Raw genomic sequence first — 26,890 nt, forward strand, 5'->3', positions numbered from 1 at the left:
AGGTTCTGCGAGATGACTCAACCTCCGCAAATCGAATGACCTTTTGCCAAGCGTTTTAGTTGCATGAAACAGCTTCTTTACTGGCCCATCAACAACTCGCGCTCGCCTTCGCACAACCCCACCACGTAATCCCAGACCACCCGCAACCGCACCGACTTGTGCAACTCGCGCCGCGTACTGATCCAGTAGCTGCGCTCGATGCTCTCATCGGGCAACAGCGGCACCAGATCCGGGTCCGACGCGGCCATGTAACAAGGAAGAACTGCAATGCCGAGACCTGAGCGCGCCGCCTGCTGCTGCGCGATCACGCTGGTGCTGTGAAACACAACACGCGGGTTGCGACAGAAGCTGTTGAGAAACATCAGTTCCTGACTGAACAGCAGATCATCGACGTAGCCGATCCACGCGTGTCGTCCGAGATCTTCGCGGCTGCGCAGCGGCGGCGCATTGTCGAGATAGGCGCGGCTGGCATAGAGCGCGAGCCGGTAATCGGTGAGTTTGCGGGTGACCAGCATGTCAGCTGCCGGCCGTTCCAGGTGAATGCTGATTTCCGCCTCGCGGTTGAGGATGCTGACGAAACGCGGCACCGCCACCAGTTCCACTTCCAGCCCCGGATAGCGTTCGAACAACCCGATCATGCGGCTGGCCAAAAACATGATGCCCAGCCCTTCCGTGACGCCGACGCGAATCTTGCCCAGCGGTGCGGTGGACTGGGTGATTTCTTCCTGGGCGAGCAGCGCGACGTTTTCCATCGCTTCGGCGTGTTTGAGCAGCGCCTCCCCCGCCGGGGTCATTTCGTAGCCTTGGGCGTGCTGGACGAAGAGCGCGGTGCCGAGGCTTTTTTCGATGGCCTCGATATGCCGGGCCACGGTGGCGTGGGTGGTGTTCAGGCGGCGGGCGGCAGTGAGCAAGCGGCCGCTGCGCTGCAACTCGAGAAAGAACCGCAGGTCGTTCCAGTCGAACATGGCTTGTCCTTGTCGGCTATCGTCAGGGAGCGCTGTTTGAAAACGCACAGCGGCTGCGCAAAAACTAACATTCTTTTGACGAAAGCTAACAACTAGGATGACCGATAACAAAAACAATAAGCGAGGTCAGGGAATGCAGACTTCCCTCGATGAATTCGATTACATCGTGGTCGGCGCCGGACCGGCTGGGTGTTTGCTGGCCAATCGGCTGTCGGCGGATCCGCAGCAGCGCGTGCTGCTGCTGGAAGCCGGCGGGCGCGACAACTACCCGTGGATTCACATCCCCGTGGGTTACCTGTTCTGCATCGGCAACCCGCGCACCGACTGGTGCTTCAAGACCGAAGAACAACCGGGCCTCAACGGCCGCGCGCTGAGTTATCCGCGCGGCAAGGTGCTGGGCGGCTGTTCGTCAATCAACGGCATGATCTACATGCGTGGCCAGGCCAACGACTATGACGGCTGGGCCGCCGAGGGCAATCCGGGCTGGGCCTGGAACGATGTGCTGCCGCTGTTCAAACAGAGCGAAAACCACTTTGCTGGCGCAGCGGAATTCCATGGCGACAAGGGTGAATGGAGGGTCGAACGCCAGCGCCTGTCGTGGCAGATTCTCGATGCGTTCCGCAGCGCTGCGGAACAGAGCGGCATCGCCAGCATCGATGACTTCAACCAGGGCGACAACGAGGGTTGCGGCTACTTTCAGGTCAATCAGAAGGCCGGGGTGCGCTGGAATGCGGCGAAGGCGTTTCTGAAGCCGATTCGCGATCGGGCCAATCTCACGGTATTGACCGAAGTCGAAGTGGATCGCGTTCTGTTTGAAGACGGCCGCGCCTCGAAAGTCAGCGCCCGTTGGCAAGGTCAACAAAAGAGTTTCAAGGCGCGCAAGGAGATCGTGTTGTGCGCCGGCTCCGTGGGCTCGCCGAGCATTCTGCAACGCTCCGGAATCGGCCCGCGTCCGCTGCTCGAAAAGCTCGGGATCGGCGTGGTGCATGAGCTGCCGGGCGTCGGCGGCAATCTGCAGGATCACCTGCAACTGCGGCTGATCTACAAACTGGAAAACGCCCGCACCCTCAACCAGATCGCTGGCAGCGTGTGGGGCAAGATGGGCATGGGCCTGCGCTATCTGTATGACCGCAGCGGGCCTTTGTCGATGGCGCCGAGTCAGCTGGGCGCGTTTGCCCGATCCGGGCCGGAACAGACCTCGGCCAACCTCGAATATCACGTGCAGCCGCTGTCGCTGGAGCGTTTTGGCGAACCGCTGCACAGCTTCCCTGCGTTCACCGCGTCGGTGTGTGATTTGCGGCCGCAGAGCCGGGGCCGAATAGAGATCCGTTCCGCCGATCCGCAAGAAGCCCCGCTGATTCAACCCAATTACCTCAGCCATCCCGAAGACCTGCGCGTGGCCGCCGACGCGATTCGCCTGACCCGGCGCATCGTCAGCGCCCCGGCCCTGCAAGCCTTCAATCCGGTGGAATACCTGCCCGGCGCCAGCCTGCAGACCGAAGAACAACTGCACGAAGCGGCGGCGAAGATCGGCACGACGATTTTCCACCCGGTCGGCACCTGTCGCATGGGCAACGACGCGGACGCGGTGGTCGATGCGCAGTTGCGCGTGCACGGCGTGCCCGGTCTGCGGATTGCCGATGCGTCGATCATGCCGCGCATTACCTCGGGCAACACCTGTTCGCCTACGCTGATGATTGCTGAAAAAGCGGCACAGCTGATTCTCAACCCAACCGCCCGGAGTTTTCCCGCCGAAGAAAAAGCACTGACCGCACTCTCTTGACCAAAGGAACAGCGGCGCACGCCCACAAGGTCGGCGCCGACAGTGGAAACAACAAAAACAATCACTGTGAGGGATACCGATATGTCAGAACACGCTCAACCGCTGGACGCCGTGCGCAGCACGGACGCCAGCCCCGATACCCGAAAGGTCATATTCGCCTCGTCCCTGGGGACGGTGTTCGAGTGGTATGACTTTTTTCTCTACGGCGCCCTGGCGGCGGTCATCAGCAAGCAGTTCTTCGCTGGGGTCAACGACACCACGGCGTTCATCTTCGCGCTGATGGCGTTTGCCGCAGGCTTCATCGTGCGGCCGTTCGGGGCGCTGGTGTTCGGTCGGTTGGGGGACATGATCGGGCGCAAATACACCTTCCTCGCGACCATCATCCTGATGGGCGTAGCGACCTTCGCGGTGGGCCTGCTGCCGACCTACGCCAGCATCGGCATCGCCGCGCCGATCATTCTTGTTGTGTTGCGCATGCTGCAGGGCCTGGCCCTTGGCGGCGAATATGGCGGCGCCGCAACTTACGTGGCGGAGCACGCGCCGATCGGCAAACGCGGTTTCCACACAAGCTGGATTCAATCCACTGCCACCCTCGGTCTGCTGCTGTCGCTGCTGGTGGTGCTCGGTTGCCGCTACTTCACCGGCGATCAGTTCGAAGTCTGGGGCTGGCGCATTCCGTTCCTGCTGTCGATCGTGCTGCTGGGCATTTCCACCTGGATTCGCCTGAGCCTGCACGAGTCGCCGGCCTATCTGAAAATGAAAGAGGAAGGCAAGGCCAGCAAGGCGCCGATCCGCGAATCCTTTGGTAAATGGGAAAACCTCAAGGTCGTGCTGATCGCACTGTTCAGCATCAACGCCGGCCAGGCGGTGACCTTTTATGCGGCGCAGTTCTACGTGCTGTTCTTCCTCACCCAGTTCCTGAAAATGGACCCGGCGGTGGCCAACAGTCTGTTGATCATCAGCGTGGTGATCGGCGCGCCGTTCTTCATCATTTTCGGCTGGCTATCGGACAAGGTAGGGCGCAAACCGGTGCTGATGCTCGGCCTGCTGCTGGCCACCGCGCTGTACTTCCCGATCTTCAAATCCCTGGCCCACTACGCCAACCCGGCCATCGACCACGCCAGCCGTCAGGCACCGATCACCGTGGTGGCTGACCCGGCGACCTGCACCTTCCAGTTCGATCCGGTGGGCAAGGCCAAATTCGACAGCCCGTGCGACAAGGTCAAGACCTTCCTGGTCAAGCAAGGCCTGCCCTACTCCAGCGTCGCCGCCCCAGCGGGCAGCACGGTGCAAGTGAGCGTCGGAGATGTGAAACTCGACGGCTTCGACGAAGCAGCCTTACGCGGCGCCATCACCCTCGCCGGTTATCCGCAACAGGCTGACATGCAGCAGATCAACAAACCGATGATCGTGGCCCTGATCGTCGGCCTGATCATCATCTCGGCCATGTGCTACGGCCCGCTCGCGGCGCTGATGGTCGAACTGTTCCCGACCCGCATCCGCTACACCTCGATGTCCCTGCCGTACCACATCGGTAACGGCTGGTTCGGCGGTTTCCTGCCGACCGTGTCGTTTGCGCTGGTGGTGTACACCGGGGATATCTTCTACGGGCTGTGGTACCCGGTGCTGATTACCGGGGTGAGCCTGGTGGTGGGGATGATCTGTCTGCGTGAGACGAAGAATATCGATCTGGACAAGAACTGATTGATAGACGTGTGGCGGGGGCGCAATGCCCTCGCCACGCTGCGAAATCTCAGACCTCCGCTTCCAGCAACTCAAACTTCACCTGATCGGGATAAAACGCCACATAGTCCTTGATCTGGCTCACCGAAATCTTCGGATTTTCGTACGTCCACACCGCATTCGCCCCTTCATGCCCCGGCACTTGCAGACTGAAATAGTTGGCATCGCCCTTGTACGGGCAGTAAGTGGTGTGATCGGTGCGGGCGAAGTACTTCTCGTCGATGTCTTCGCGCGGGATGTAGTAGACCGGCGGGTAATTGGCTTCGAGCAGCACCAGCGCTCGGGCAGACGCAGCTACCTGTATGCCGTGGAATTTCACAAGGAGGCAGCCTGGCTGCTCGGCGATGGTGATAACGGGACTGGGACCGGAAGTTTTCATCGGTTTCTCCTGACTGCGGCGAAGGCACCGGTTCAGGTATAACCCATGCGGGGGAATCTCGTCGGGTTCGCAGCCGAACGGTTTTTCTCCGATCAGATATGACCGCCGCTTGCGGAGGCGGCGGATTCTGGTTTCATATCACGCCCAAAACGCCCACCGACAGGAGTCATCATGCGCAAGGATTACCTGGCTTTTTTCATCTCGCTGTTCCTGTCGCGGCTGGCGGACCAGATCCTGTTGTTCATCGTGCCGTTGGTGGTATTCCAGACCACCAACAGCGCGTCCTGGGCGGGGCTTGCATTCTTCGTCGAGTCGCTGCCGCGTTTTCTCGCGTTTCCGTTGTGCGGGGCCCTGTGCGACAAGTTCTCGCCCATCAGAATCCTGCACATCAGTCAGGTCTACCGGGCGCTGCTCTGCGTGCTGGCAGTAGGGCTTTATGCCGTCTTCGGCGGTATCGCATGGCTGGTGGTGCTGTCAGCGCTGTGCGGCGTGCTGACTACTCAGGGCATCATGGCCCGCGAAGTGCTGATGCCGCATATTTTCCAGCACTACAGCTACACCAAAACCCTTTCCTACTCGCAGATAGCCGACCAGACCGGACTGGTTCTGGGACCCTTGGTGGCGGCATTGCTGCTGGAGTTTTCGGCTTGGCACTGGGTGGTGCTGTGGGTGGCCGGACTGTTCCTGCTGGCCGACCTCAGCATGCTGGTGTGGCAACGTTTCAGCCGTATCACTCTGGAGGTGTTCGAGCAGCATCAGGACATCTGGCTGCAGCCTCTGCGCATCGCTTTCAGGCATATCCGCGAACAGGCGGAGCTGAAAAAGATCATCACACTGGCTGTGGGGGTCAACCTGATTGTCGGGGTCACCCTGACCACCTCGGCGGCCATGGTGCTCGGTCAATACAGCGCCGGCAAGGACGACTACGCCGTGCTGCAAGCGGCTGGCGCGGTGACCACCATCGTGATTCTGTTTTTCCTCGCCCGGGTGGTATTGCCGTTGCGCGTACTGGGTGGCGTTGCCTGTTCGATGCTCGCCGCCGGCGCATTCATCAGCGCCCTGAGCCCGAACCTGGCGGGTTATGTGCTGGGTTTCCTGCTGATCGTCGGTTTCGACAAGATGTTCAACGTTTACATGCGCAGCATTCGCCAGCGAGTCATTCCCCGGCAGGACTTCGGCAAGACCGTGGGCGTGATCACCCTGCTCAACAACTTGTCGCAACCGCTGGCCGGTCTGCTGGTCGCACTGCTCGCCGCGCCATTGGGGACGCAACGTGTGATTCTGATTCTGGCCGTGCTGGCGACGCTGCTGGGCGTGGCGGCTCTCTGGTGGTTTGCCAGAGTACGTAATACCCACGCCACGTCGATCCTCGAGACCGAGCAGTAACGGATTTCACTGTCGTAGAGCGATGTCCAAGAACAAAAAAACCGCAGCCTGCGAAGGACTGCGGTTTTTTCGTTTCAGATTTTCCGTTTTCAGATCAGGCGACGATATCGGTCGCCACGGCCTGCCCCACCACACCCACGGCGAAGTCCACCGAACCCTGGCCTGTAAGGTCAATCATCAGGCTGGTCTGGTTGGTCTGTTCGAAGTACGTAAGGATCGCATCGCCCGCGTGCCCGGTGAAGCCGCTGACGAAGTTCAGCGTGGCTGCGCCGGTGGCGAACCCGGCGATGCCCGACAGGTCGATCTTGTCCAGGCCGCTGGTGAAATCCATGATCCAGTCCGGCGCAGTCATGGTCGAGTCGCTGGCCGCGCCGAACACGAAGGTGTCTGCGCCTTCACCACCCCACAGCGAATCACCGCCGCCACCGCCGTAAATGATGTCGTTGCCGGCACCGCCGATCAGGTCGTTGGCCGCCGCGTTGCCGATCAGCAGGTCATTGCCCGAACCGCCAATGGCGTTTTCCACGGTCACGCCGTGGGCGATGGACACGTTGCCCACCAGACCGCCGACGTCGGAGAACGAACCTTCGTTGAGGTTGATCTTCTGGTTCTGGCTGAAGCCGGAGAAATCCAGGGTGTCGTTGCCGCCGCCGTCCCACACCGAGAACACTACTTTCGAGGTGTTCGACGTGGCGCTGTAGAAGTCGCGATCGGCGTTGGAGTTGAAGCCGTACACGGTGTTGTCGGCACGGGTTTCGAAGTTGGCGCCGTAGAGTTTCTGTACTGCGACGATGTCATCCATCAACGGTGCCGAGGCGTAGGCGCCGCTGCCGTCCTTGCTGAAGTTCTGGTCGGTGTTGGCCTCGCTCCAGTAGCTCATCAGGCTGTAGCCACGGGTGTCTTCAGCGTATTTGGCGTCACCGTAGGTCGGGTTGCCGTTGCCGGCGTTGTAGGCGCCCGGGTGCGACAGGCCCAGGGTGTGGCCGATTTCGTGGGTCAGGGTCTGGCGCCCGTAGTTGTTGGTGCCCGGAGTCTTGTTGACCTGGTACTGATCGTTGATCAGGTACCACGATTGACCGTCGTAGCTGCTGCCCTGCGGCAGGTAGGCGAACGCCGCGCCGCCGGTGCTGACGTCGTAGTTGCCGAAGGTCATGTGGCCGTCGCCACCCTTGCCCTCGGTGAAGGTCACGATGGCCACGTCCGACCACGATTGCATCGCCAGCACGGCCTGGGCCTTCTGCTGGGCGCTGAACTCGCTGAAGTTGCCGAGTTTCGGGTTGTAGTTCGACGGTTTGTCGGTCAGGAAGGTGTAGGTCAGATCAATCTTGCCGTCGGCATTCTTGTCCTGCCACGACATGCCCTTGCGCAGGATTTCGTCGGCGGCCTGGTCGGCGGTGAACGACGGCTTGCCGTTGACGGTCCCGGTGCCGCGATCGTACAGGTGGCTGAAGGTGTCGACGGCGGTGAAGGCGCTGCTGGCCTGGGAGGAAGGTTGAGACATGGTGTACGTCCTTGTTTCTGAAGAGTCAGTGTCAGACAGAAAAGCGGCGATCTTCTGGCGAGATCGTCCTGTCACTCGCCCCGTTAGGCAGATTGAACCTGCCACAGCCGCCAACGGAGGCGCTAATCAATTTCTCGATAGCGTCCCGGATTGCCCCGACGCACGCTGTCATGACCGGCAATCCTTTTATCTGTATATCCATACAGATAAAAGTTGCCCGAACGCCCGACTCAGGCCATCCTGTGCGCCTCTTCGGGCAATGATCGACGACGGTGGTTATGCGGCTGTACCTCTGTGAAAAACCCTCCCAGGCCAAGGATATTGCGGCCGTGCTCGGCGCCAAGCGTCGGGGCGACGGCTGCTGGCTGGGAACGGATGTCACGGTGACCTGGTGCATCGGCCACTTGCTGGAAACCGCCCCGCCGGACGCCTATGACGCCAGATACAAGCGCTGGGTGCTGGCCGACCTGCCGATCATCCCGGACAAATGGAAAATGACCGTCAAACCGCGTACCGCCAGCCAGTACAAGGCGGTCAAGCGCCTGCTCGGCGAGGCCAGCGAACTGATCATCGCCACCGACGCTGATCGTGAGGGCGAGATGATCGCCCGTGAGCTGGTCGAGCATTGCCGCTATCGCGGTCCGATCCGCCGCTTGTGGCTGTCGGCGCTGGACGAAGCGTCGATTCGCAAGGCGTTGGCGGCGCTCAAGCCGGGCGCCGAAACCTTCAGCCTTTACCACTCGGCATTGGGGCGCTCGCGGGCGGACTGGCTGATCGGGATGAACATGAGTCGCCTGTTCACCCTGCTCGGCCGGCAATCGGGCTATCAAGGCGTGTTGCCGGTGGGCCGGGTGCAGACGCCGACCTTGCGACTGGTGGTGGATCGCGACCGCAGCATCGCCGATTTCGTGCCGGTGGCGTACTGGGCCATCGATGTGCAACTGCTGCACAACGGCATGCCGTTCACGGCGCAATGGCGTGCGCCGAACGATGCCTGTGACGATCAGGACCGCTGCCTCAATCAGGCCCTCGCCCAGCAAGCGGCCGCCGCAATAAGCAGCGCTGCCAGCGCCCGGGTGATCAAGCTGCGCACCGAGCGCATGCGCGAAGTGGCCCCCCTGCCCTTCGATCTGGGCACCTTGCAGGAAGTCTGCTCGAAGAAGCTCGGCCTCGGTGCCCAGGAAACCCTCGACATCGCCCAGGCGCTTTACGAAACCTACAAAGTCATCACCTACCCGCGCAGCGATTGCGGCTACCTGCCCCTGAGCCAGCACAGCGAGGCGCCGGGGATTCTCGCGGCGTTGCGTCAGGCCGACCCTAGCCTCGAAGCGCTGCGTGAGCATCTGGAGCCACAGCGCCGCTCTCGCGCCTGGAACGACGCCAAGGTCAGCGCCCACCACGGCATCATCCCGACCGCTGCTGCGAAAAACATGGAGCGCCTGACCGGCAAGCACCGCGCGGTCTACACGCTGATTCGCGCACGGTATCTGGCGCAGTTCCTGCCCAATCACGAATACGACCGCACCCAGGCCGATTTCGATTGCGCCGGGGAAGCCTTGCGCGCGGTTGGCAAGCAGATCATCGAGCCGGGCTGGAAACGCGCGTTGCCCGAAGCACTGGCCCCGGCCAAGGGCCGAGAAGCCCCCGCGCCGCAAACGCTACCGACGCTGACCCAAGGTGCCGAATGCGCCGTGGCGGACGTGAAGCTCAAGGACCTGTGGACGCAGCCACCCAAGCCCTACACCGAAGGCGACCTGATCAAGGCGATGAAGAACGTCGCCAAACTGGTGGAAGATCCGCTGCTCAAGCAGAAACTCAAGGACACCACCGGCATCGGCACCGAAGCCACCCGCGCCTCGATCATTCAAGGGTTGCTGGATCGTGGTTATCTGGTGAAGAACGGCAAGGCGCTGTCCGCCACCCCCGCCGCCTTCAGCCTGATCGACGCCGTGCCGCGCGCGATTGCCGACCCCGGCACCACGGCGATCTGGGAGCAGGCGCTGGACATGGTGCAGAGCGGCGAAATGAGTCTGGAAGAGTTCGTCACCAAGCAGGCCGCGTGGATGAGCAAACAAGTGACCCGCTGCGCCGGACTGAGCCTGACCATCAGCGGCCCGCCGCCTGCCGGTAAGGCCGCTGCGCCATGGAAGAACAAACGCAAGACCACCCGGCGCAAAACCACCGGAACCAGCAAGCGTGCGGCAAAACCGGCAGCCAAATAGCCCGCTGCACGCTACTGTTTCTGCAGTGATGGTCAGGAGGCAGCCGCATGTCTGTCATCGAACTGCGCGTCGCCCGGCGCGACGAACGGGACACCCTCGAAAACCTGATGCAGTTCTACACCTATGACTTCAGCGAGTGGCTGCCGCTGAAGCTGGGCGGACATGGTTACTTCCCGATCCAGTTGAAAGACGATTACTGGCGACAGCCAGCGACGCGGCCATTCCTGATCCACGTCGACGGCGAACTGGCGGGATTCGTGACCGTGGATGACCACCTCCTCATCGAAGGCGCCGACTACAACATCGGATACTTCTTCGTCAGCCGACGCTGGCGTGGCCAAGGCGTCGCGCAGTTTGTCGCCTCTGCCCTCTTGAGCCACCTGCCCGGTCGATGGCAGATTTTCCATGTCGACGCCAACCTGCCTGCACAGCGGTTCTGGGCCCGGCTCATCCCCGAGCTGAGCGGCGGCGACTTTACCCGCCAGACCAAAACCGTGGACGGCTATCCCTGCACGTTGTACTGCCTGCGCAGCCTCTCTCCCGCTGCCTGACCGCCGCTTTTTTCATTCCAGAATGACTTTGTCCGACAATATGTAGTGACCAAAAATAATCACTACAAAACCGTTGACGGCATCGTTTTGCTTTTGCATGATGCAGACGTCTCCCCGATCGGGAGCACTGGCAACACGCTTGAGCAAGCTCGTCTGACCGCCGAGCTGTTTTTTCCGGATACACGCTGCCCACAAGGCAGATTGAAGAAGCTGACCTGGCCTGAACGTCCAGTACAAGGACGAGAAGCGCTGGCGAAAATTCTCAAGACGCTTGTGGTCGACCCTGAAAACGTCGTCAAGGAGCCTCCCGGTTTTCGCTGCTTCTCCTCGTTGTGACGCTATTGCGTAGCAGTTATTCAACACGACTACATGCAACAGACGCATGACCCCGTACTTCACACGGGCGACCGCTGACGTCCTGGTTTCGGTGCCAGGGATCAACTAACCGATGGGCTACCTGTATTAGCGAATCAACTTTGAAAGATCACCAGACTGGTCAAGGGGCAATATCATGAATCTGAACAATCAACCTACTATCGAAGAACTGGCTCGTATGTTCGCTGCGCAAAAAGACAGCCACGACAGCCATATTCTGTGGATCAGCAAGTCGGGTCAGGTCCATATCGACTGCCTGTCGCCCCATGCTGGTGAAGAAGAGTTCGACCGGAACAACCAGAACCTGCTGGCCCGCCTGAAGATGTACCGCCGCGGCCACGGCTATGTCGGCAAGAAAGCCGCGGCCGACAAGGACTTCATCGGTAATGTTCTGCAAACGCTGAAACAGGCGTGGGACTCGATGCAGAACAACAACGAAGTTCGGGTGATTGATCGGTTCTGCTAAGTTAAAACTTCAATAAACAAAAGGGCCTGCTTCGAAAGCGAAGCAGGCCCTTTTTATTGCTCGCAAAAAAGCTCATGAACGAGTTTCCAGCACCAGCTTCATGAACGCCTCCGCCGCCGCACTGTGATAGATGTTCTGGCGCCGCAATAACGCCGCTCCCCGCTGCGGCGCCTCGCTTTCGACACGCAACCGGCGCAACGCCCGGTCCTCGGTCGCAATCGCCTCCGGCAACATGGTCGCAATCGGCGCATGCCGGATCACTTCCAGCAACGTACTCACCGAGTTCACCTCGATCTGCACCTTGGGTGTGATGCCGTGCTGACGGAAATACTCGTCAATCGATAGCCGCGTGATGAAATCCGGCGCCAGCAACGCGAAATCCAGCTGCGCAATGTCATCCGGGGTCAGCACCGATGAGCTGTCGTACAGCGGATGCTCACGCCCGACCATCACCCCCAACGTCTCGACAAACGCCGGAATGCATTCAATGTCTGGATTGCGCACCGGGGTAAAGGCAATCGCAATATCCAGCGAGTCATCCGCCAGCCCGGCCTCGATGTCGTCCATCGACAGCTCGAAAATCTCCAGGTGAATCCCCGGATACCGCGCCACGTAGTCGCGCACCAACGGCCCGACCAGATACGCCATGAATGTCGGCGTCATGGCCAGGCGCAGCGAGCCTCGGGTCAGATCCTTCACGTCATGCAACGCGCGCTTGCCCGCCTCCAGCTCCACCAGCACCCGTCGCGCGCATTCGATATAGGCCTGCCCGGCATCAGTCGGTTTCACCGAGCGCGAGGTGCGATCAAACAGATCCACACCGAGGCTTTCTTCCAGTTGGCGGATCTGTTGCGACAGGGTCGGCTGCGACACGTGCAGCGCCTCGGCCGCCCGGGTGAAGCCGCCGTGATCGGCCACGGCCAGCAGGTATCGCAAATGTCGCAGCAGCATGGGACGCTCCATCTATAGGCAGTGCTTATGCCTTGCATTGTATATCGGTCTTGGACGCTATGGATCAATCGGCAGAAGATGAATCCCACACAGCAAGCCAACCCCGAAAGGAGAAGCACCATGCAATCCCAAGCCTACAACGACAGCCGCATCGCCCTGACCACCCGCGCCCTGGATGCCAAGGCTGAGAAAAACCTGTCGTGGCAGGACCTGGCCGACGGCACCGGCCTGAGCCTGGCCTACGTGACCGCCGCCCTCCTCGGCCAGCATCCACTGCCCAAAGCCGCTGCCGAAGTGGTCGGCGACAAGCTTGAGCTGAGCGCCGAAGACGTCGCCGCCCTGCAAATCATCCCGCTGCGCGGCAGCCTCGACGGTGTGCCGACCGACCCGACCATCTACCGCTTCCACGAGATGATCCAGATCTACGGCACCACCCTGAAGGCGCTGGTTCACGAGCAGTTCGGCGACGGCATCATCAGCGCGATCAACTTCAAGCTCGACATCAAGAAAGTCGAAGACCCTGAAGGCGGTTCCCGCGCCGTGGTCACCCTCGACGGCAAGTTCCTCCCGCTGCGTCCGTTCTGACCCCTCCGGGCCCGCACTCCGCGTGCGGGCCCCTCCAAACCTGATTTGCCAAGTCATCACCACATCTGCCTGGAGGCTGCCCCATGCAAAAAATTCTGCTGACCCTTGCCCTGCTCGCCGGCCTTTGCACTCAAGCCCAGGCCGATGACGAAGCCGTCGCTTACCGCTACGGCATGTCTCTGGATATCGCTGAAGTCGTGAGCATCACCCCGGTCGCCGACGTCTGCGGCGTAGTGCCGGTCGAGATGACTTACCTCGACAGTCACGGCGCAAAACACATTCTTCAATACAGCGAATTCGGCACCGGCTGTTCGAACTGAGAGGACACACCATGAAAAACCTGATCGAAGGCTTCCTGAAGTTCCAGAACGAAGCGTTTCCGCAACGCACTGAACTGTTCAAACACCTGGCGACTACCCAGACGCCGGGCACCTTGTTCATCACCTGCTCCGACAGCCGCGTCGTCCCGGAACTGCTGACCCAGCAAGAACCCGGCGAGCTGTTCGTGATCCGCAACGCCGGCAATATCGTGCCGTCCTACAGCCCGCATCCGGGCGGGGTTTCGGCAACGGTGGAATACGCGGTCGCCGTGCTCGGCGTGACCGACATCGTGATCTGCGGCCACTCCGACTGCGGCGCCATGACTGCTATCGCCCAGTGCAAATGCATGGATCACCTGCCCGCCGTCAGCGGCTGGCTGCAACACGCCGAGTCGGCGAAAGTGGTCAACGAATCGCGGCCACACGCCAATGACGCGGCCAAGCTGAGTTCGATGGTGCGGGAAAACGTGATCGCGCAACTGGCGAACATCCAGACTCACCCGAGCGTGCGCCTGGCCCAGGAGAAAGGCCTGCTGAATCTGCACGGCTGGGTGTACGACATCGAGACCGGTTCGATCGACGCGCTGAGTGCCGACCGCCGTACCTTCGTCTCGCTGGCCGAGCAACCGTCGACGTGCGCGGTGTACGGTCAGGCAGTCGATGCTGCTTGAAAACACAACGCCGCGCCCGTCATTGCGACGGGCGCGGCGTTGTTCTGTTCAGCGTTTTACGCCCAGATCGATTTGCGTCATGCGGCTGCGTACGGTGAACACACCGTCACCGGAGAGAATCGCGCTGCGGGCAAACAACCGGCCGCTTTCCCAGTTCGAAAGCCCCAGCTCCGGCTTGTTCAGCGCGTACTGGCCATCGACCCAACGAGTGATGCCGTTGCCCACGAACGGCGCGTTGACCGCGCTGTAGAAGCGCTCCTGAACCGCTGCATCTTCGCTGATCAACGACACCGTGAATTGTGGGCTGTAGCGATTGAACAGCGCGATGGCCTGATCCAGATCGTCGACGATCATCAGGCTGGTTTCCGGGGTCTCTTCCCATTCCCACTCGCGGCCCAGTTGCACTTCCGGCAGCGGCTCGGCCAACGCTTCGGTCTGGTAACCCTCGGCGCGATAGACCTCGACCGTCGCGTTCTGCCATTCGCTCGGCAGATAGCTTTCGCTGCCTTCGACGATGTGCAATTTGCAGCCCTGACCGCGCGCGGTACCGGCCTGTTTCAAGGCATCGAGGAACAGTGGCACCAGTTCGGCGGCACGGTCGCGCTGGATCAGGCAGACGTTGAGGGTGTTGCAGACTTTGCGATCCAGCGAGTTGCGCACCACGGCGGCAAAGCGCTTGGCGTCGGCATCGCGATCAGCGATCAGCCACGCGCCACCGGTGCCGTGCAGGCTGACGGCGGTGCCGGCCTGCTGGGCGATGCTGCCCAACTGGCTGACCGCACGGCCCGAACCACGGGCCACCGCCAGCGACAGACGCCGGTCGGCGAACATCGCCCAACCGGCGGCGTGGTTGACGCTCTCCACCAGCGACACCGCACCCGCCGGCAGACCGGCATCGGCCAGCGCCGGGTTCAGGGCGTGGGTGACGATGGCTTGCGCGGTGCCCAGCGCATCGCTGCCAATGCGCAGCACGGCGGTGTTGCCGGTGCGCAATACACCGGCGGCGTCAGCGAAGACGTTTGGCCGACCTTCGAACACGAATGCGACGATGCCCAGCGGCGACACCACCTGCTCGACCTTCCAGCCGTCATGCTCGACGCTGCTGATCACTTTGCCACGGGTGGCCGGCGCATCACGCCAGGCGCGCAGGCCGGCGATCATGTCGCGGCGCATGCGCTCGTCGGCGAGCAACCGGGTGGTGGAACGACCGCGCGCCTTGGCCCGTTCGATGTCGGCGAGGTTGGCGGTTTCGATCAGTGCCCAGGCGTCCGGGTTTTCCAGACGTTGGGCAAACAGATCGAAGAAGCGGCTGATGGCCTCATCCGGCACCGCAGACAACGCGGCAAAGGCCGCCGCTGCACGCTCGATCGCCACCGATGCGGCCTGCTGATCCACCACCGGAATCAGCAACAGCTCGCCGCTCACCTGCTCCACCAACAGGTGGTCGCCGGGTCGGAAACGCTCGGCCAGTTCGGGGCTGACCACGGTGACGCGGTTACCGGCGAAAGGGATAGGCGTGCCAGCGACGAGACGTTCGAGCGCGAGAGACATGGAGCGGATTCACCATATTGAGGGCGGCCGGAAAATGTATAGGTTGGCCTCCCTCAAAGCAACACGGGCTCAGAACACCGACCAGCCAATCCGCGAACTGAGCATTTCCAGCGCCGCCATCCCCGCCAGCGAGTTGCCCGCCGTGTTCAGCTCCGGCGACCACACGCACACCGTGAACTGCCCCGGCACCACCGCAACGATGCCGCCACCGACGCCGCTCTTGCCGGGCAGACCGACGCGATAGGCGAAGTTGCCGGCCTCGTCATAGAGACCGCTGGTGGCCATGATCGAGTTGACTTGCTGGGTCTGGCGGCGAGTAAGAATCTGTTCGCCGCTGTGTTTGCAGAAACCGTCGTTGGCCAGGAAGCAGAACGCCCGGGCCAGGTCGATGCAGCTCATGCGCAACGCGCAGTGACTGAAGTAGCTGCGCAGCACCGCTTCCACGTCGTTGTGGAAATTGCCGAAGGATTGCATCAGGTACGCCATCGCCGCGTTGCGCGCGCGGTGCTGGTACTCGGAGTCGGCGACCTTGCCGTCGACCATCACCTGCGGGTTGCCCGACAGCCGCCGCACGAAGTCGCGCATCGACAACGCCGGTGCCGCAAAGCGCGACTGGTTGATGTCGCAGATCACCAGCGCCCCGGCATTGATGAACGGATTGCGCGGACGGCCGCGTTCGAACTCCAACTGCACCAGCGAGTTGAATGGCTGGCCGGATGGCTCGTGGCCCAGACGCTCCCAGATCGCCTCGCCGGAATGTTCGATGGCCTGCACCAGGCTGAACACCTTGGAAATACTTTGCACCGAGAACGGCGTCTCGGCGTCGCCGGCGCAATACATCTCGCCGTCGTTGCCATACACGGCGATGCCCAATTGATTGGCCGGCACGGTGCCGAGTGCGGGAATGTAGTCAGCCACCTTGCCCTGCCCGATCAGGGGCCGGACAGCGTCAAGGATCTCGTTCAACAGCGCTTGCATGCCGGGTTCCGAAGTCTCGCCCCATGGGATTGCGGGGACACCGTGGCTAGACGCTGCGCCCGGCAATCGAATCACACCGGCGCTCTGTATCGCAGTGTGTACGGCCCGACGCCCGACACATCCCGCGCACAAATCCGGCCCTTCGCGACACATCAGCGATACAGCCCGGCGTTCAAATGAACCTGTCGATCGGCAGCCCCGATCAAGCCTTTGAACTCAAACATCGCATCGGAGATTCACCATGACCAAGCGCTCGAAAACCTCCCTGACCCTCGGCCTGCTGCTTGCCGGTGGCCTGGCCCTGTCCAACGCGGCTTCGGCTTCCGAAGCGTTCAGCGTCAAGCAACTGGATCACGGCTACAGCCAGTCCCAGGCCAAGGCCGACTCGGCGGAAAAAACCTCGGAAGGCAAATGCGGCGAAGGCAAGTGCGGCGCCGGCGAGTAACCCTTTTCACGGGGCACGTTGGTGCCCCGTTTTCTTTCGAATGAATGGAGCCTTCCCATGACCACAGCTCTCTCGTCGGCCGTCAAAGGCCTGCACTGGAACCTCGACCGCGCCGGCCAGTGGCTCGCGCCGCTGACCTTGCGCCTGTTCATCGCCTGGGAGTTTTTCGAATCGGGACTGGAGAAATTCAACGGCCAGAACTGGTTCGAAGACATTCAGGAGCGGTTTCCGTTTCCCTTCGACCACTTGCCGGCGACGCTGAACTGGGAGCTGTCGATGTGGGCAGAGCTGATCTGCGCGCTGGCGATCCTGATCGGATTCGGCACGCGGATTTCGGCGATTTCGCTGATTGTCGTGACCGTCGTCGCCACCGCTGCCGTGCACTGGCCGGCGGACTGGTCATCGCTGAGTGAACTGGCCCAGGGTTACGCGATCACCAACAAGGGCTTCGGCAACTTCAAACTGCCGGCGATCTACCTGGCTGCGCTGGTGCCGCTCGTATTTGCCGGGGCCGGCAAGTTGAGCGTGGATGCGTGGCTGGCGCGGTTTTTCTGGAAACGCGCCAGCCGCTGAGGATCAATGCGCCCGGTCCAGCCCCGCCAGCAACGCGCTGTCTCGGCTGTAAATGTCCGGCGCGTAGAGCACGCGACCCTGGCCATCGACCTGTGCCGTCCAGTAAGTCATGAGGATCGGCACCGGATTGCTCAGGCGGAATTCATGGGTGGTGCCGGTGGCGAGCAAGGTGTCGGTGCGCGCCTTCTCCGCCGGGCTGAGCAGGAAATCGCGCAGCTTCATCGGATGCTCGACCCGCACACAGCCGGAACTGAACGCCCGTGGCCCCTTGTCGAACAGCGCCTTGCTCGGCGTGTCGTGCAGGTACACCGAGAACGGGTTGGGGAACCGAATGACCATCTGCCCCAGCGGGTTGCGCGGCCCGGCGTCCTGACGCAGAAGGATGTTGCCGGGATTGTCCCAGTCGATGTCGGCGGCGGCCAGCGGCTGGCCGTTGGCGTCGAGCACTTGCAGGTTCTGGCGGCTGAGGAAGGTCTGATCCTTACGGATTTCCGGCAGCTTGTCTTCCTTCCAGATGGTCGGCGGCACGGTCCAGGTCGGGTTCAGGGTCAGACGCGTGACCCGGGATTTGAGCAGCGGGGTCTGGCGTTCGGCGCGCCCGACCTGGGTGCGGGTCTGCCACACCGGCAGGCCACCCTGATAAAGCGTCAGCTCGGCAGCGGCGACGTTGACCAACAAACCGTCCGGCTCCATGTCCTGGGCCATCCAGCGGAAACGTTCAAGGTTGACCCGCAACTGTTCGCGGCGGGTCAGCGGACTGATGTTGAGCTCGGCAATCGTTCCCGGCCCGACCACTCCGTCGGCCTGCAACGAATGGTTGGCCTGAAAGCTCTTCACCGCCTCCACCAATACGCCGTGATAAGCGTTGTCCGGCGTGCCGACCACACTGCTCAGGTAGCCTTCGCTGTAGAGCCGGCGGGCCAGTTCCGGCACGCGTTTGTCTTCCATGTCCGGACGCAGCAACGGGCCGTTGCCCACCGACGTCCATTGGGGCAAGGCTTTCAGGCGTTGAGCTGCGTAGAGATGGCGCAAATTCTGATACTGCGCCAGCTGCGGTCGGGCCAGATCGAAGGCAGCCGGAACGTTGTGCACGCCCGGTACGGCGATGGCGAGCAATTCGGCCTGTCGGTCGCGTGGCGTTTCGTCGGAATGCCACAGCGGTTCGAAGTGCGATTGCAACAGGCGGCCGTAATGCAGATCCTGCAGGGCTTGCAGGTAGTAACGGCTGATCTCGATGTCGGCGCACAGTTCGCCGTCCTGCGGGGCGGTGAGCGCCACCGGATAGCGTTTCGGATTCAGGCCATCGTCGGCCAACAGCTGCAATTGCGCATGCAAGGCCGGCAATTGCCCGCCATCGGCCCACACCGGCAGCCAGTCCTGCTGCTGGTAGAATGCGCGCAATTGATCCAGCGCCGGGCCGTTGAGGCTGGTGCCGATCGTCGGGCACGCCTGGGGCAGGCTGATCAGCGCAGCCTGCAGCGGGCTCTGTGGCTCGATGGGCATTTCCGTCGGCACGGGCGGCAGCGTCGGGAGTCCCGGCAACGGCTCTTCGGCGCAAGCGACAAACGGCGCAGCGAGCAAACAAATGCTCAAGTAGCATGCGTACTTTTTGAACAACTGCTTTACTCCAATCCATGGCCGTCTTGATTGACGGTCAACCTTACCTCAGGTGCGGTGCACAGTCAGGCCCGATTCGCGGGCTTGCCGGGAACGACTGGACGTCAGGAGCCTAAGTGCCAAACAAGTAGCAAGTGGAGACTCACTTTAAATGTTGACGTTTTTGCGCCGACTTCTGCTGACTGCCACCGCCCTTGGCGTGCTGACCAGCCCAGCCTTTGCCGCCGGCACCACTTCGCCGGTTCTGTACACCAGCCTCGCGCACGCCGCTCCGGAACTCAATCCCCAGGCGCTGAAAGGTGCCTTGAACGCCATGCAATGTGCGATCAACAACGGCGCGAAGCAGTCCCGTCACCTGGCGATCATCGACTATTCGCAGCCGTCCACCGAGCGTCGGTTGTGGATCTTCGACCTGACCCGGAAAAAACTGGTGCTGCGCGATCTGGTCGCCCACGGCTCGAACTCCGGGGAAAACTTCGCCACCCGGTTCTCCAACCGTGAAGGCAGTTTTCAGTCCAGCCTCGGCCTGTTCCGCACCCAGGAAAGTTACCAGGGCACCCACGGTTACTCGCTGCGCATGGACGGTCTGGAACCGGGCGTCAACGACATGGCCCGTGACCGCGCCATCGTGATCCATGCCGCCGACTACGTGAACCCGTTCTGGAGCAAACGTACCGGTCGTCTGGGCCGCAGCCAGGGTTGCCCGGCCGTGCGACCGCAAGTTGCCAAACGGGTGATCGACAGTCTGAAGAATGGCCAATTCATGTTCTCCTGGTACCCGGATCAGCAGTGGCTGAAATCCTCGCCGTACCTCAACTGCCAGCCACAACAGATCGCGAGCATTCTCAGCACCCACGCCAGCTGAATACTCTGTGGGAGTGCGCTGGCTCCCACAGGTTCGGTTTATTACAGATTTGTCATCGAGTTGTCGGTTTGCCGAGCGGATCGCCCGGTAGCTTGAAGTTGTCCCGGCCCAAACGCCGATCAACTTCAACGACTCGAGTGACCCATCATGAAAACCCTGATCCTCGCCTTCACCGCCCTCCTCGCCACCGGTTCCGTGTTCGCCGCCCCTGCACCGGACGCTGCCGTCATTCATGACAAAACCGGTTTCTTCGTGCACCTGGATGTCGACAAAGTCCTCTCCAGCACCGATATTTCCCAGGCTTGCGGCGTGATCCCCGCGCGACTCAACTACCTCGACCACCAGGGCCGTGAACATGTGCTGGACTATCAAGTGCAAGGCAGCGGCTGTATCAATGACAATTGAGGCACAGTGCCCATGAATATCCTTGTTGTCGAAGACGAACCCAAGGCCGGCAACTACTTGCTCAACGGCCTGCAGGAACTGGGCTACAGCGTGAGTCTGGCCCGGGACGGCGCCGACGGTCTGCACCTGGCGCTGGAGTTCGACTTCGACGTGATCGTGCTGGACGTGATGATGCCGAAAATGGACGGCTGGGAAGTCCTGCGCCGGCTGCGCAAGGAGACCGACACGCCAGTGCTGTTCCTCACCGCCCGCGATGACATCGCCGACCGGGTCAAGGGCCTGGAACTGGGCGCCGACGATTACCTGATCAAGCCGTTTTCCTTCGCCGAACTGGTGGCGCGCCTGCGCACCCTGACCCGGCGCGGGCCGATCCATGAAGAGGAGCAATTGCAGGTGGCCGATCTGCAGATCGACGTGCTCAAGCGTCGGGTCACCCGCGCCGGCAACCGGATCACCCTGACCAACAAGGAATTCGCCCTGCTGCAACTGTTCGCCACCCACACCGGCCAGGTGCTGTCGCGCTCGCTGATCGCCTCACGGGTGTGGGACATGAATTTCGACAGCGACACCAATGTGGTCGATGTCGCCGTGCGCCGCCTGCGGGCGAAGATCGACGATCCGTTCCCGCTCAAGCTGATCCACAGCGTGCGCGGCATCGGCTACCGCTTCGATACCCAGCCATGAAAATCGCCGGCACTTACTCCCTGACCTTGCGTCTGGCGCTGGTCTTCGCCGTGCTCGCCTTCGCCGCGCTGGGAGGCCTGGGCGCGGCGCTGTACAACCAACTGGAAGCTGCTCTGATTCGCCGCGACGACATCCAGTTGGTCAGTCGCGTCGATCAGTTGCGCACCTTCCTCAACGACAGCAACACCCTGGAGCTGATCAAGAACAAGCCGGCGCTGTTTCAGAACATGCTCGGCAACCGCGAAGCCTTGCTGACCATCGGCGCACCCGGCCAGCCGCCGTTGCTGGTGGTCAACCCCGGCAACCTCGCCACTCCGAACTTGCCCGCCGTACCGATCGATCACCCGATGGCCCTGAGCGATGTACAGCACTTGCCGAGCGTCGACGGTGTGCCATTTTCGGCGGTGGCGGCGACCATCGACTCGGGCGATCTGGGCAACCTGCAGGTGCTCACCGGACGCCTGATGACCGAGCGCACGGCAATGCTCGCCAATTACCGGCTCAGCGTGTACGGCCTCGCATCATTGGCGGCGATTGTGCTGGCGCTGGTCGGCTGCCTGCTGGTGTATCGCGGACTGCTGCCGTTGCGGCGGATTGCCCGGCACGCCCACGGGATCGGCATCGCCAACCTCGGCGAACGCCTCGACCGCCACGGCACGCCTCGGGAATTGCAGCCGATGATCGAAGCCTTCAATGCGATGTTGGACCGGCTCGACCGAGGGGTTGCGCAACTGAGCCAAGTCTCCACCGACATGGCCCACGAACTGCGCACACCGATCAACAACCTGCTCGGGGAAACCCAGGTCGCGCTGCAACAGAACCGCAGTGTGGACGCCTATCAGCAGTTGCTCGCCTCCAACGTCGAAGAACTCGAACGGCTGGCGCGGATGCTCGACAACATGCTGTTTCTCGCCCGCACCGACCCGGCCGGCGCGCTGAGCCAGCGGCAGGAACTGGACGCCGGCGATGAGATGCAACGCATTGCCGATTACTTCGAAGGCCTGGCCGCCGATGTCGGCGTCACCATCGAGGCCAGTGGCAGCGGTGTGATCTGGGCCGAACCGATGCTGCTGCGTCGGGCCCTGGCCAACCTGTGCGCCAACGCGATCAAGTACGGCGCGGCGGATTCGACGCTGCAGGTCGAAGCCATCGCCGAAGCGGACGGCAGCTACCTGCGGGTACGCAATCAGGGCGCGACCATTCCGGCGGAACATCTGTCGCGGTTGTTCGAGCGCTTCTACCGCGTCGATCCGTCCCGCGAGCGCTCGGCCCAATCCAACGGACTGGGCCTGTCGATTGTCGCGACCATCATGCAGTTGCATCAGGGCCGCTACAGCGTCAGCAGCGCCGACGGCATCACCTGCTTTGAACTGTTCTTTCCGGCCCGACAACCCCGCGACTGATTTCGCCAAGGTGTCCCTGTGGGAGCGAACTGCTTGCGAATGCGTTGTGTCAGGCACTGATGAAACTGGCTGACGGGGCGTTAACGCGAGCAGGCTCGCTCCTACTAGGGAAATGGCGGTGCCATTGTGTGCGCGAAGTCTGCGCCTAACGCGCGTCCCCGCCTGCGGGTTTGTAGAACAGGAATTTCCTGGTCTCGGCGGTTTTTCTGTATTCCTTGGCCCAACTTGGATGAACATTGCGGTCGTGGAAATACAGCGCGCCGCGGGTGCGATCGGTGAGCTGGCGGTTCAGCGCCTTGCCGGCGATTTCCTTGGCCAGCGCGTATTCGGCATCTTCCTTGACCTGATCCGGACGCCCGTCGCACCACCAGGAAAACTGGCAGCTCTTGGTTTCCGAGCCCTGCTTGACCACCTCGCACACCGTGCCCGGAAAGCCGTCATGCCCGAGGCGATTCATCACCACACTGGCCACGCCTTCCATGTCGGCATTGTCCTTGCCCTTGGCTTCCCAATAGATACTGCGCGCCAGACAGGTGATCGGGTCGTCCAGCGGAGCGGCGCCAGCGGGGTCGACCGCCTGCGCTTCGGTCGGGGTGATGGCTTCGGATTTGGGTGCCGGGGGCGCGTCGGGTTTGTCGGCGGCCTTCTCTTCCAGAACCTCGGCTTTCGCTTCGGCCTTTTCCTTGATCGGTGCCTGATCGGTGGCCAGTGCCGCGCCGCTCAGCAAGGTCAACGCAAGACAGCAAAGCAACCCGTTCAATTGCATGATCATTCTTCCGGCAGGGCCCGATGCGGGCAAAGTGTTACGTGGTTGAGACGCCCGGATCCCGGGCTCTTCGCGAAGTGTAGACGGCAATTTTCACGGCATCGTTCCGCAGAAAAATCCGCGTCGTGAAGAAAAAGACATTGCACGAACCGGGGCCCTTTCGCGCATGATGTGCGCACTCAGCCCAAGGGAGATTTCCATGCGCTTCATGCCATCCGTTCTGCGACTCGCCGCGTTGTCCGTGGGCCTGGCGCTGGCCACTTCGGCCATGGCCACCGACGAGTCGCAATTGATCGAATCGATCAACAGCTACCGCAGCCAGCCGCAGCGTTGTGGCAGCCAGGCGTCCAGCGAATTGCCGCCGCTGTCGGCCGATCCGCGCCTGATTCTGCCGGCCAGCGGCGTGGTGGATTTGCAGCAGGCGATGTCCAGCGCTCGCTACCCGATGGTCAACGTGCAGGCGATTACCCTGAACGGGCCAAGGGATGCGGCGTCGGCGATGAAGGCGATTCAGGAGAGTTTCTGTCAGGTGGTGCTGGATCCGCAGTTCGTCGATATCGGCGTCAGTCGCGCCGACCGTGACTGGCGCATCACCCTCGCCCGACCACTGCTGTCCGCCCGCCTCGGCGACGGTCAGGCGGAAGGCCAGAAACTCCTCGAACAACTCAACGCCGCCCGCGCCCAACCGCGCCAGTGCGGCAGTCAGGCATTCGCAGCGACAGCGCCGCTGGCGTGGAACTCGGTGCTCGGTGGCGTTGCCCAGGAGCATAGCCGCGAGATGGCCAACAACAATTATTTCGACCACAAGGACCGCAACGGCGGCACTCCCGGCGACCGCGCGGAACTGGCCGGTTACAGCGGCCAGCAGGTCGGCGAAAACATCGCCGCCGGGCAGGACACGGTGCAGAAGGTCGTTGCCGGCTGGCTCGCCAGCCCTGGCCATTGCGCCAACCTGATGAACCCGCAGTACCGCGAGCTGGGCGCTGCCTACGCAGTCGATCCGAAGAGCAGCGCCGGGATTTACTGGACTGCGATGTTTGGCGGGGAGTAAATCCCGCGCAATAAAAACCGGAGCCAGGCTCCGGTTTTTTTATGGTCAATGAGTCCTCATTCCCGCCGCATACATCGCCAGTTTCAGCAGGCTCGCCACCACCGCCAGCGAGACCACGCTGCCCAACCAGATCAGCAGCAGCCAGCCCAGACGCTTGTACCAGGGGCTGGATTTCACCTCACGCGAATCAATGGTAGCCATCGCCAATCCTCACTTTGCCGCGGAACACGTAGTAGCTCCAGAAGGTGTACATCAGGATCACCGGCAGGATGAACAGCGCGCCGATAAGGGCGAACAACTGACTGGTGGCCGGTGAAGCCGCCGCCCACAGGCTGACCGACGGCGGGATGATGTTCGGCCAGAGGCTCAGCGCCAGCCCGATGTAACCAAGGAACATCAGCACCAGGGTGAACACGAACGGCCAGTGGGTGTGGCGCTGACGCAGCGAACGCAACAGCCCGAACAGCGCCAGCACCGCCAACACCACCAGCCCGGCGAACACGGTCAGGTGCGCATGGTTGAACCAGCGGCCAGCCAGTTCCGGATGCAGTTGCAGCGTCCACGCGCCGATCACCACCACCATCGCCAGCAGCAGCCACGCCAGCGGACGGCTGTAGTGACGCATCCGCGATTCGAGCATGCCTTCGGTCTTGACCAGCAGCCAGGTGCTGCCGAGCAAGGCGTAAGCAATCACCAGACCGACGCCGCAGACCAGCGGGAACGGCGCCAGCCAGTCGAGACCACCACCGGCGAACTGTCGATCCACCACCGGAATCCCCGCCACATACGCGCCGATCACCACGCCCTGGGAGAACGTCGCCAGCAGCGAACCGCCGATGAATGCCCAATCCCACAGATGACGTTTTTCAGCCGGCGCCTTGAAGCGAAACTCGAACGCCACACCGCGGAAAATCAGCCCTGCGAGCATGAAGATCAGCGGCAGATACAGCGCCTCCAGAATCACCCCGTAAGCCAGCGGAAACGCGCCGTACAACGCCGCGCCGCCGAGCACCAGCCAGGTTTCGTTGCCGTCCCAGACCGGTGCGACGGTGTTCATCATCACGTCGCGTTCCTGCTCGTCGCTGATCATCGGGAACAGGATCCCGAGGCCTAGATCGAAGCCGTCCATGATCACGTACATCATTACCCCGAAGGCAATGATCACGCCCCAGATCAACGAGAGATCGATACCTTGAATACCCATGACTCAACGCTCCTTTTTCAGTGGATCCGGGTCGCGGATTCGAGGTTGTCGGTGACCGCCGACAGTGGCCGGCGCGGGGTCTGCACCTGAGTGCCTTCGGGCGGATGTTCGTGGTGCGGCTGCGGGCCCTTGCTCACCAGTTTCATCATGTAGCCGATACCCACGGTGAACACCGAGCAGTAGATGACGACGAACAGCGCCAGCGAGGTGCTCATCTGCGCCACCGAGTGATGGGACGCCGCGTCATGGGTTCGCATCAGGCCGTAGACCACCCACGGCTGACGCCCGACTTCGGTGGTGATCCAACCCGCCAGCAGCGCGATCAGGCCGCTCGGCCCCATCAGCAGCACCAGCCGCTGGAAGCCGCGATGCCGGTAGACCTTGCCATTGCGCCGCAACGCCAGGCCCAACACACCGACGAGGATCATTAACATGCCCAGCCCGGCCATCACGCGGAAGCTCCAGAAGATCACGGTCGAGTTCGGCCGGTCTTCTTTCGGGAAGCTCTTGAGCGCCGGTATCTGCTTGTCGAGGCTGTGGGTGAGGATCAGGCTGCCGAGGTACGGAATCTCGATGGCGTATTTGGTTTTCTCCGCCTGCATGTCCGGGATGCCGAACAGCACCAGCGGGGTCGGCCCGTTGTCGGCGTTTTCCCAGTGGCCTTCGATGGCGGCGATTTTTGCCGGTTGGTGTTCCAGAGTGTTCAAGCCATGGGCGTCACCGACCACCGCTTGAATCGGCGCCACGATCAGCGCCATCCACAGCGCCATGGAGAACATCTTGCGCACCGGTTGGGTGTCGTTGCCACGCAGTAAATGCCAAGCCGCCGAAGCGCCGACAAAGAACGCCGTGGCGACGAATGCGGCAATCGCCATGTGCGCCAGACGGAACGGAAACGACGGGTTGAACACGATCGCCAGCCAGTCCAGCGGCATCACTCGACCGTCAACGATTTCGAAGCCTTGCGGAGTCTGCATCCAGCTGTTGGAGGCAAGAATCCAGAAGGTCGAGATCAGCGTGCCGATGGCGACCATCACCGTGGCAAAGAAGTGCAACCCTCGGCCGACGCGGTTCCAGCCGAACAGCATCACCCCGAGGAACCCGGCCTCGAGGAAGAACGCGGTCAGCACTTCATAGGTCAGCAACGGCCCGGTGACGCTGCCGGCAAAGTCAGAGAATCCGCTCCAGTTGGTGCCGAACTGGTACGCCATGACCAGCCCCGAGACCACGCCCATGCCGAAGTTGACGGCGAAGATCTTCGACCAGAAGTGGTAGAGATCGCGGTAAGTGTCGTTACGGGTTTTCAGCCACAGGCCTTCGAGCACCGCCAGGAAACTCGCGAGACCAATGGTGATCGCCGGGAAAATGATGTGGAACGAAACCGTGAACGCGAATTGAATTCGCGCCAGGTCCAGTGCCTCCAGGTTGAACATGATGATGTCCTCATCCA

28 protein-coding genes are annotated in these 26,890 nt (G+C 62.0%); 16 read left to right on the forward strand and 12 right to left on the reverse strand.

Going from position 1 to position 26,890, the window contains the following annotated elements:
- Positions 1-77 precede the first annotated feature (77 nt).
- The gene (locus AC07XZ_RS19255; RefSeq protein WP_064379494.1) at positions 78-965 is read right to left on the reverse strand and encodes a LysR family transcriptional regulator; all 888 of its coding nucleotides are present in this window, start codon (positions 963-965) and stop codon (positions 78-80) included.
- Positions 966-1,098: 133 nt separating this feature from the next.
- Between AC07XZ_RS19255 and AC07XZ_RS19260 the strand changes: the two genes are divergently transcribed.
- Both AC07XZ_RS19260 and AC07XZ_RS19265 read left to right on the forward strand, forming a co-directional pair.
- Complete coding sequence (locus AC07XZ_RS19260) at positions 1,099-2,748, forward strand: GMC family oxidoreductase (RefSeq protein ID WP_102687044.1); 1,650 nt, start codon at positions 1,099-1,101, stop codon at positions 2,746-2,748.
- Between the two features lie 81 nt (positions 2,749-2,829).
- Positions 2,830-4,452 (forward strand): MFS transporter, encoded by a 1,623-nt coding sequence (locus AC07XZ_RS19265; RefSeq protein WP_085746133.1) that lies wholly within the window; start codon positions 2,830-2,832, stop codon positions 4,450-4,452.
- A gap of 49 nt (positions 4,453-4,501) precedes the next feature.
- On the opposite strand, the gene AC07XZ_RS19270 is transcribed toward AC07XZ_RS19265, so the two are convergent.
- Positions 4,502-4,870, reverse strand: a complete 369-nt coding sequence (locus tag AC07XZ_RS19270; RefSeq protein WP_064379499.1) for a DUF427 domain-containing protein — start codon at positions 4,868-4,870, stop codon at positions 4,502-4,504.
- A gap of 171 nt (positions 4,871-5,041) precedes the next feature.
- Between AC07XZ_RS19270 and AC07XZ_RS19275 the strand changes: the two genes are divergently transcribed.
- Complete coding sequence (locus tag AC07XZ_RS19275; RefSeq protein ID WP_102687043.1) at positions 5,042-6,256, forward strand: MFS transporter; 1,215 nt, start codon at positions 5,042-5,044, stop codon at positions 6,254-6,256.
- 94 nt (positions 6,257-6,350) lie between these two features.
- Here the strand turns inward: AC07XZ_RS19275 and AC07XZ_RS19280 are convergent, their stop codons facing one another.
- A complete protein-coding gene (locus AC07XZ_RS19280; protein WP_102687042.1) occupies positions 6,351-7,757 on the reverse strand; it encodes a serralysin family metalloprotease in 1,407 nt (468 codons plus the stop codon).
- A gap of 278 nt (positions 7,758-8,035) precedes the next feature.
- On the opposite strand from AC07XZ_RS19280, the gene AC07XZ_RS19285 reads away from it, so the two are divergent.
- Positions 8,036-9,979, forward strand: coding sequence for a DNA topoisomerase III (locus AC07XZ_RS19285; protein WP_102687041.1), 1,944 nt, complete (start codon positions 8,036-8,038; stop codon positions 9,977-9,979).
- Between the two features lie 47 nt (positions 9,980-10,026).
- Entirely contained in the window at positions 10,027-10,530 is a 504-nt protein-coding gene (locus AC07XZ_RS19290) for a GNAT family N-acetyltransferase (RefSeq protein ID WP_102687040.1), read from the forward strand.
- Between the two features lie 12 nt (positions 10,531-10,542).
- Here the strand turns inward: AC07XZ_RS19290 and AC07XZ_RS19295 are convergent, their stop codons facing one another.
- Positions 10,543-10,914: a hypothetical protein gene (locus tag AC07XZ_RS19295; RefSeq protein ID WP_052026217.1), complete on the reverse strand. Its 372-nt coding sequence runs from the start codon at positions 10,912-10,914 to the stop codon at positions 10,543-10,545.
- A 127-nt stretch (positions 10,915-11,041) separates the two neighbouring features.
- On the opposite strand from AC07XZ_RS19295, the gene AC07XZ_RS19300 reads away from it, so the two are divergent.
- The gene (locus AC07XZ_RS19300) at positions 11,042-11,371 is read left to right on the forward strand and encodes a hypothetical protein (protein WP_011334739.1); all 330 of its coding nucleotides are present in this window, start codon (positions 11,042-11,044) and stop codon (positions 11,369-11,371) included.
- Positions 11,372-11,443: 72 nt separating this feature from the next.
- On the opposite strand, the gene cynR is transcribed toward AC07XZ_RS19300, so the two are convergent.
- Complete coding sequence (gene cynR, locus AC07XZ_RS19305; RefSeq protein ID WP_102687039.1) at positions 11,444-12,322, reverse strand: transcriptional regulator CynR; 879 nt, start codon at positions 12,320-12,322, stop codon at positions 11,444-11,446.
- 120 nt (positions 12,323-12,442) lie between these two features.
- Between cynR and cynS the strand changes: the two genes are divergently transcribed.
- From cynS to AC07XZ_RS19320, 3 genes are all read left to right on the forward strand, one after another.
- Positions 12,443-12,907, forward strand: a complete 465-nt coding sequence (gene cynS, locus AC07XZ_RS19310) for a cyanase (protein WP_102687038.1) — start codon at positions 12,443-12,445, stop codon at positions 12,905-12,907.
- 83 nt (positions 12,908-12,990) lie between these two features.
- Positions 12,991-13,227, forward strand: coding sequence for a DUF2790 domain-containing protein (locus AC07XZ_RS19315; protein ID WP_085746126.1), 237 nt, complete (start codon positions 12,991-12,993; stop codon positions 13,225-13,227).
- 11 nt (positions 13,228-13,238) lie between these two features.
- Positions 13,239-13,898, forward strand: coding sequence for a carbonic anhydrase (locus AC07XZ_RS19320; protein WP_007950573.1), 660 nt, complete (start codon positions 13,239-13,241; stop codon positions 13,896-13,898).
- A 48-nt stretch (positions 13,899-13,946) separates the two neighbouring features.
- On the opposite strand, the gene AC07XZ_RS19325 is transcribed toward AC07XZ_RS19320, so the two are convergent.
- Positions 13,947-15,449 carry an aldehyde dehydrogenase family protein gene (locus tag AC07XZ_RS19325; protein ID WP_102687037.1) on the reverse strand — a complete coding sequence of 501 codons (1,503 nt, stop codon included), beginning with the start codon at positions 15,447-15,449 and terminating at the stop codon, positions 13,947-13,949.
- Between the two features lie 69 nt (positions 15,450-15,518).
- On the reverse strand, positions 15,519-16,427 hold the full coding sequence (glsB, locus tag AC07XZ_RS19330; RefSeq protein ID WP_102687036.1) for a glutaminase B: 909 nt from the start codon (positions 16,425-16,427) through the stop codon (positions 15,519-15,521).
- 241 nt (positions 16,428-16,668) lie between these two features.
- Here glsB and AC07XZ_RS19335 point away from each other — a divergent pair, with 241 nt between their 5' ends.
- On the forward strand, positions 16,669-16,872 hold the full coding sequence (locus tag AC07XZ_RS19335; protein ID WP_085746122.1) for an HvfA family oxazolone/thioamide-modified RiPP metallophore: 204 nt from the start codon (positions 16,669-16,671) through the stop codon (positions 16,870-16,872).
- 57 nt (positions 16,873-16,929) lie between these two features.
- On the forward strand, positions 16,930-17,445 hold the full coding sequence (locus AC07XZ_RS19340; protein ID WP_102687035.1) for an HvfX family Cu-binding RiPP maturation protein: 516 nt from the start codon (positions 16,930-16,932) through the stop codon (positions 17,443-17,445).
- Between the two features lie 3 nt (positions 17,446-17,448).
- Here AC07XZ_RS19340 and AC07XZ_RS19345 read toward each other — a convergent pair whose 3' ends face one another.
- On the reverse strand, positions 17,449-19,062 hold the full coding sequence (locus tag AC07XZ_RS19345; RefSeq protein ID WP_102687034.1) for a L,D-transpeptidase family protein: 1,614 nt from the start codon (positions 19,060-19,062) through the stop codon (positions 17,449-17,451).
- 151 nt (positions 19,063-19,213) lie between these two features.
- On the opposite strand from AC07XZ_RS19345, the gene AC07XZ_RS19350 reads away from it, so the two are divergent.
- The 4 genes from AC07XZ_RS19350 (at position 19,214) to AC07XZ_RS19365 (ending at position 22,419) form a co-directional block, all read left to right on the forward strand.
- Entirely contained in the window at positions 19,214-19,927 is a 714-nt protein-coding gene (locus AC07XZ_RS19350; RefSeq protein WP_102687033.1) for a murein L,D-transpeptidase catalytic domain family protein, read from the forward strand.
- Between the two features lie 147 nt (positions 19,928-20,074).
- Positions 20,075-20,332 carry a DUF2790 domain-containing protein gene (locus tag AC07XZ_RS19355; RefSeq protein ID WP_085746118.1) on the forward strand — a complete coding sequence of 86 codons (258 nt, stop codon included), beginning with the start codon at positions 20,075-20,077 and terminating at the stop codon, positions 20,330-20,332.
- A gap of 12 nt (positions 20,333-20,344) precedes the next feature.
- Complete coding sequence (locus AC07XZ_RS19360) at positions 20,345-21,016, forward strand: heavy metal response regulator transcription factor (protein ID WP_007950581.1); 672 nt, start codon at positions 20,345-20,347, stop codon at positions 21,014-21,016.
- Positions 21,013-22,419, forward strand: coding sequence for a heavy metal sensor histidine kinase (locus tag AC07XZ_RS19365; RefSeq protein ID WP_102687032.1), 1,407 nt, complete (start codon positions 21,013-21,015; stop codon positions 22,417-22,419). Before AC07XZ_RS19360 ends, AC07XZ_RS19365 begins: the two co-directional genes overlap by 4 nt.
- Before the next feature lie 145 nt (positions 22,420-22,564).
- Here AC07XZ_RS19365 and AC07XZ_RS19370 read toward each other — a convergent pair whose 3' ends face one another.
- Positions 22,565-23,185, reverse strand: coding sequence for a cell wall hydrolase (locus tag AC07XZ_RS19370; protein WP_102687031.1), 621 nt, complete (start codon positions 23,183-23,185; stop codon positions 22,565-22,567).
- A gap of 199 nt (positions 23,186-23,384) precedes the next feature.
- On the opposite strand from AC07XZ_RS19370, the gene AC07XZ_RS19375 reads away from it, so the two are divergent.
- Positions 23,385-24,236, forward strand: coding sequence for a CAP domain-containing protein (locus AC07XZ_RS19375; RefSeq protein ID WP_102687030.1), 852 nt, complete (start codon positions 23,385-23,387; stop codon positions 24,234-24,236).
- A 45-nt stretch (positions 24,237-24,281) separates the two neighbouring features.
- Here AC07XZ_RS19375 and AC07XZ_RS19380 read toward each other — a convergent pair whose 3' ends face one another.
- The 3 genes from AC07XZ_RS19380 to AC07XZ_RS19390 are packed head-to-tail and all read right to left on the reverse strand — an operon-like array spanning position 24,282 to position 26,873.
- A complete protein-coding gene (locus tag AC07XZ_RS19380; RefSeq protein WP_102687029.1) occupies positions 24,282-24,437 on the reverse strand; it encodes a DUF2474 domain-containing protein in 156 nt (51 codons plus the stop codon).
- On the reverse strand, positions 24,424-25,440 hold the full coding sequence (gene cydB / locus AC07XZ_RS19385) for a cytochrome d ubiquinol oxidase subunit II (protein WP_102687028.1): 1,017 nt from the start codon (positions 25,438-25,440) through the stop codon (positions 24,424-24,426). Before cydB ends, AC07XZ_RS19380 begins: the two co-directional genes overlap by 14 nt.
- Positions 25,441-25,457: 17 nt before the next feature.
- Entirely contained in the window at positions 25,458-26,873 is a 1,416-nt protein-coding gene (locus AC07XZ_RS19390; protein WP_102687102.1) for a cytochrome ubiquinol oxidase subunit I, read from the reverse strand.
- Positions 26,874-26,890 lie beyond the last annotated feature (17 nt).

Source organism: Pseudomonas sp. GW458-11-26-14-LB4, from assembly GCF_059423925.1.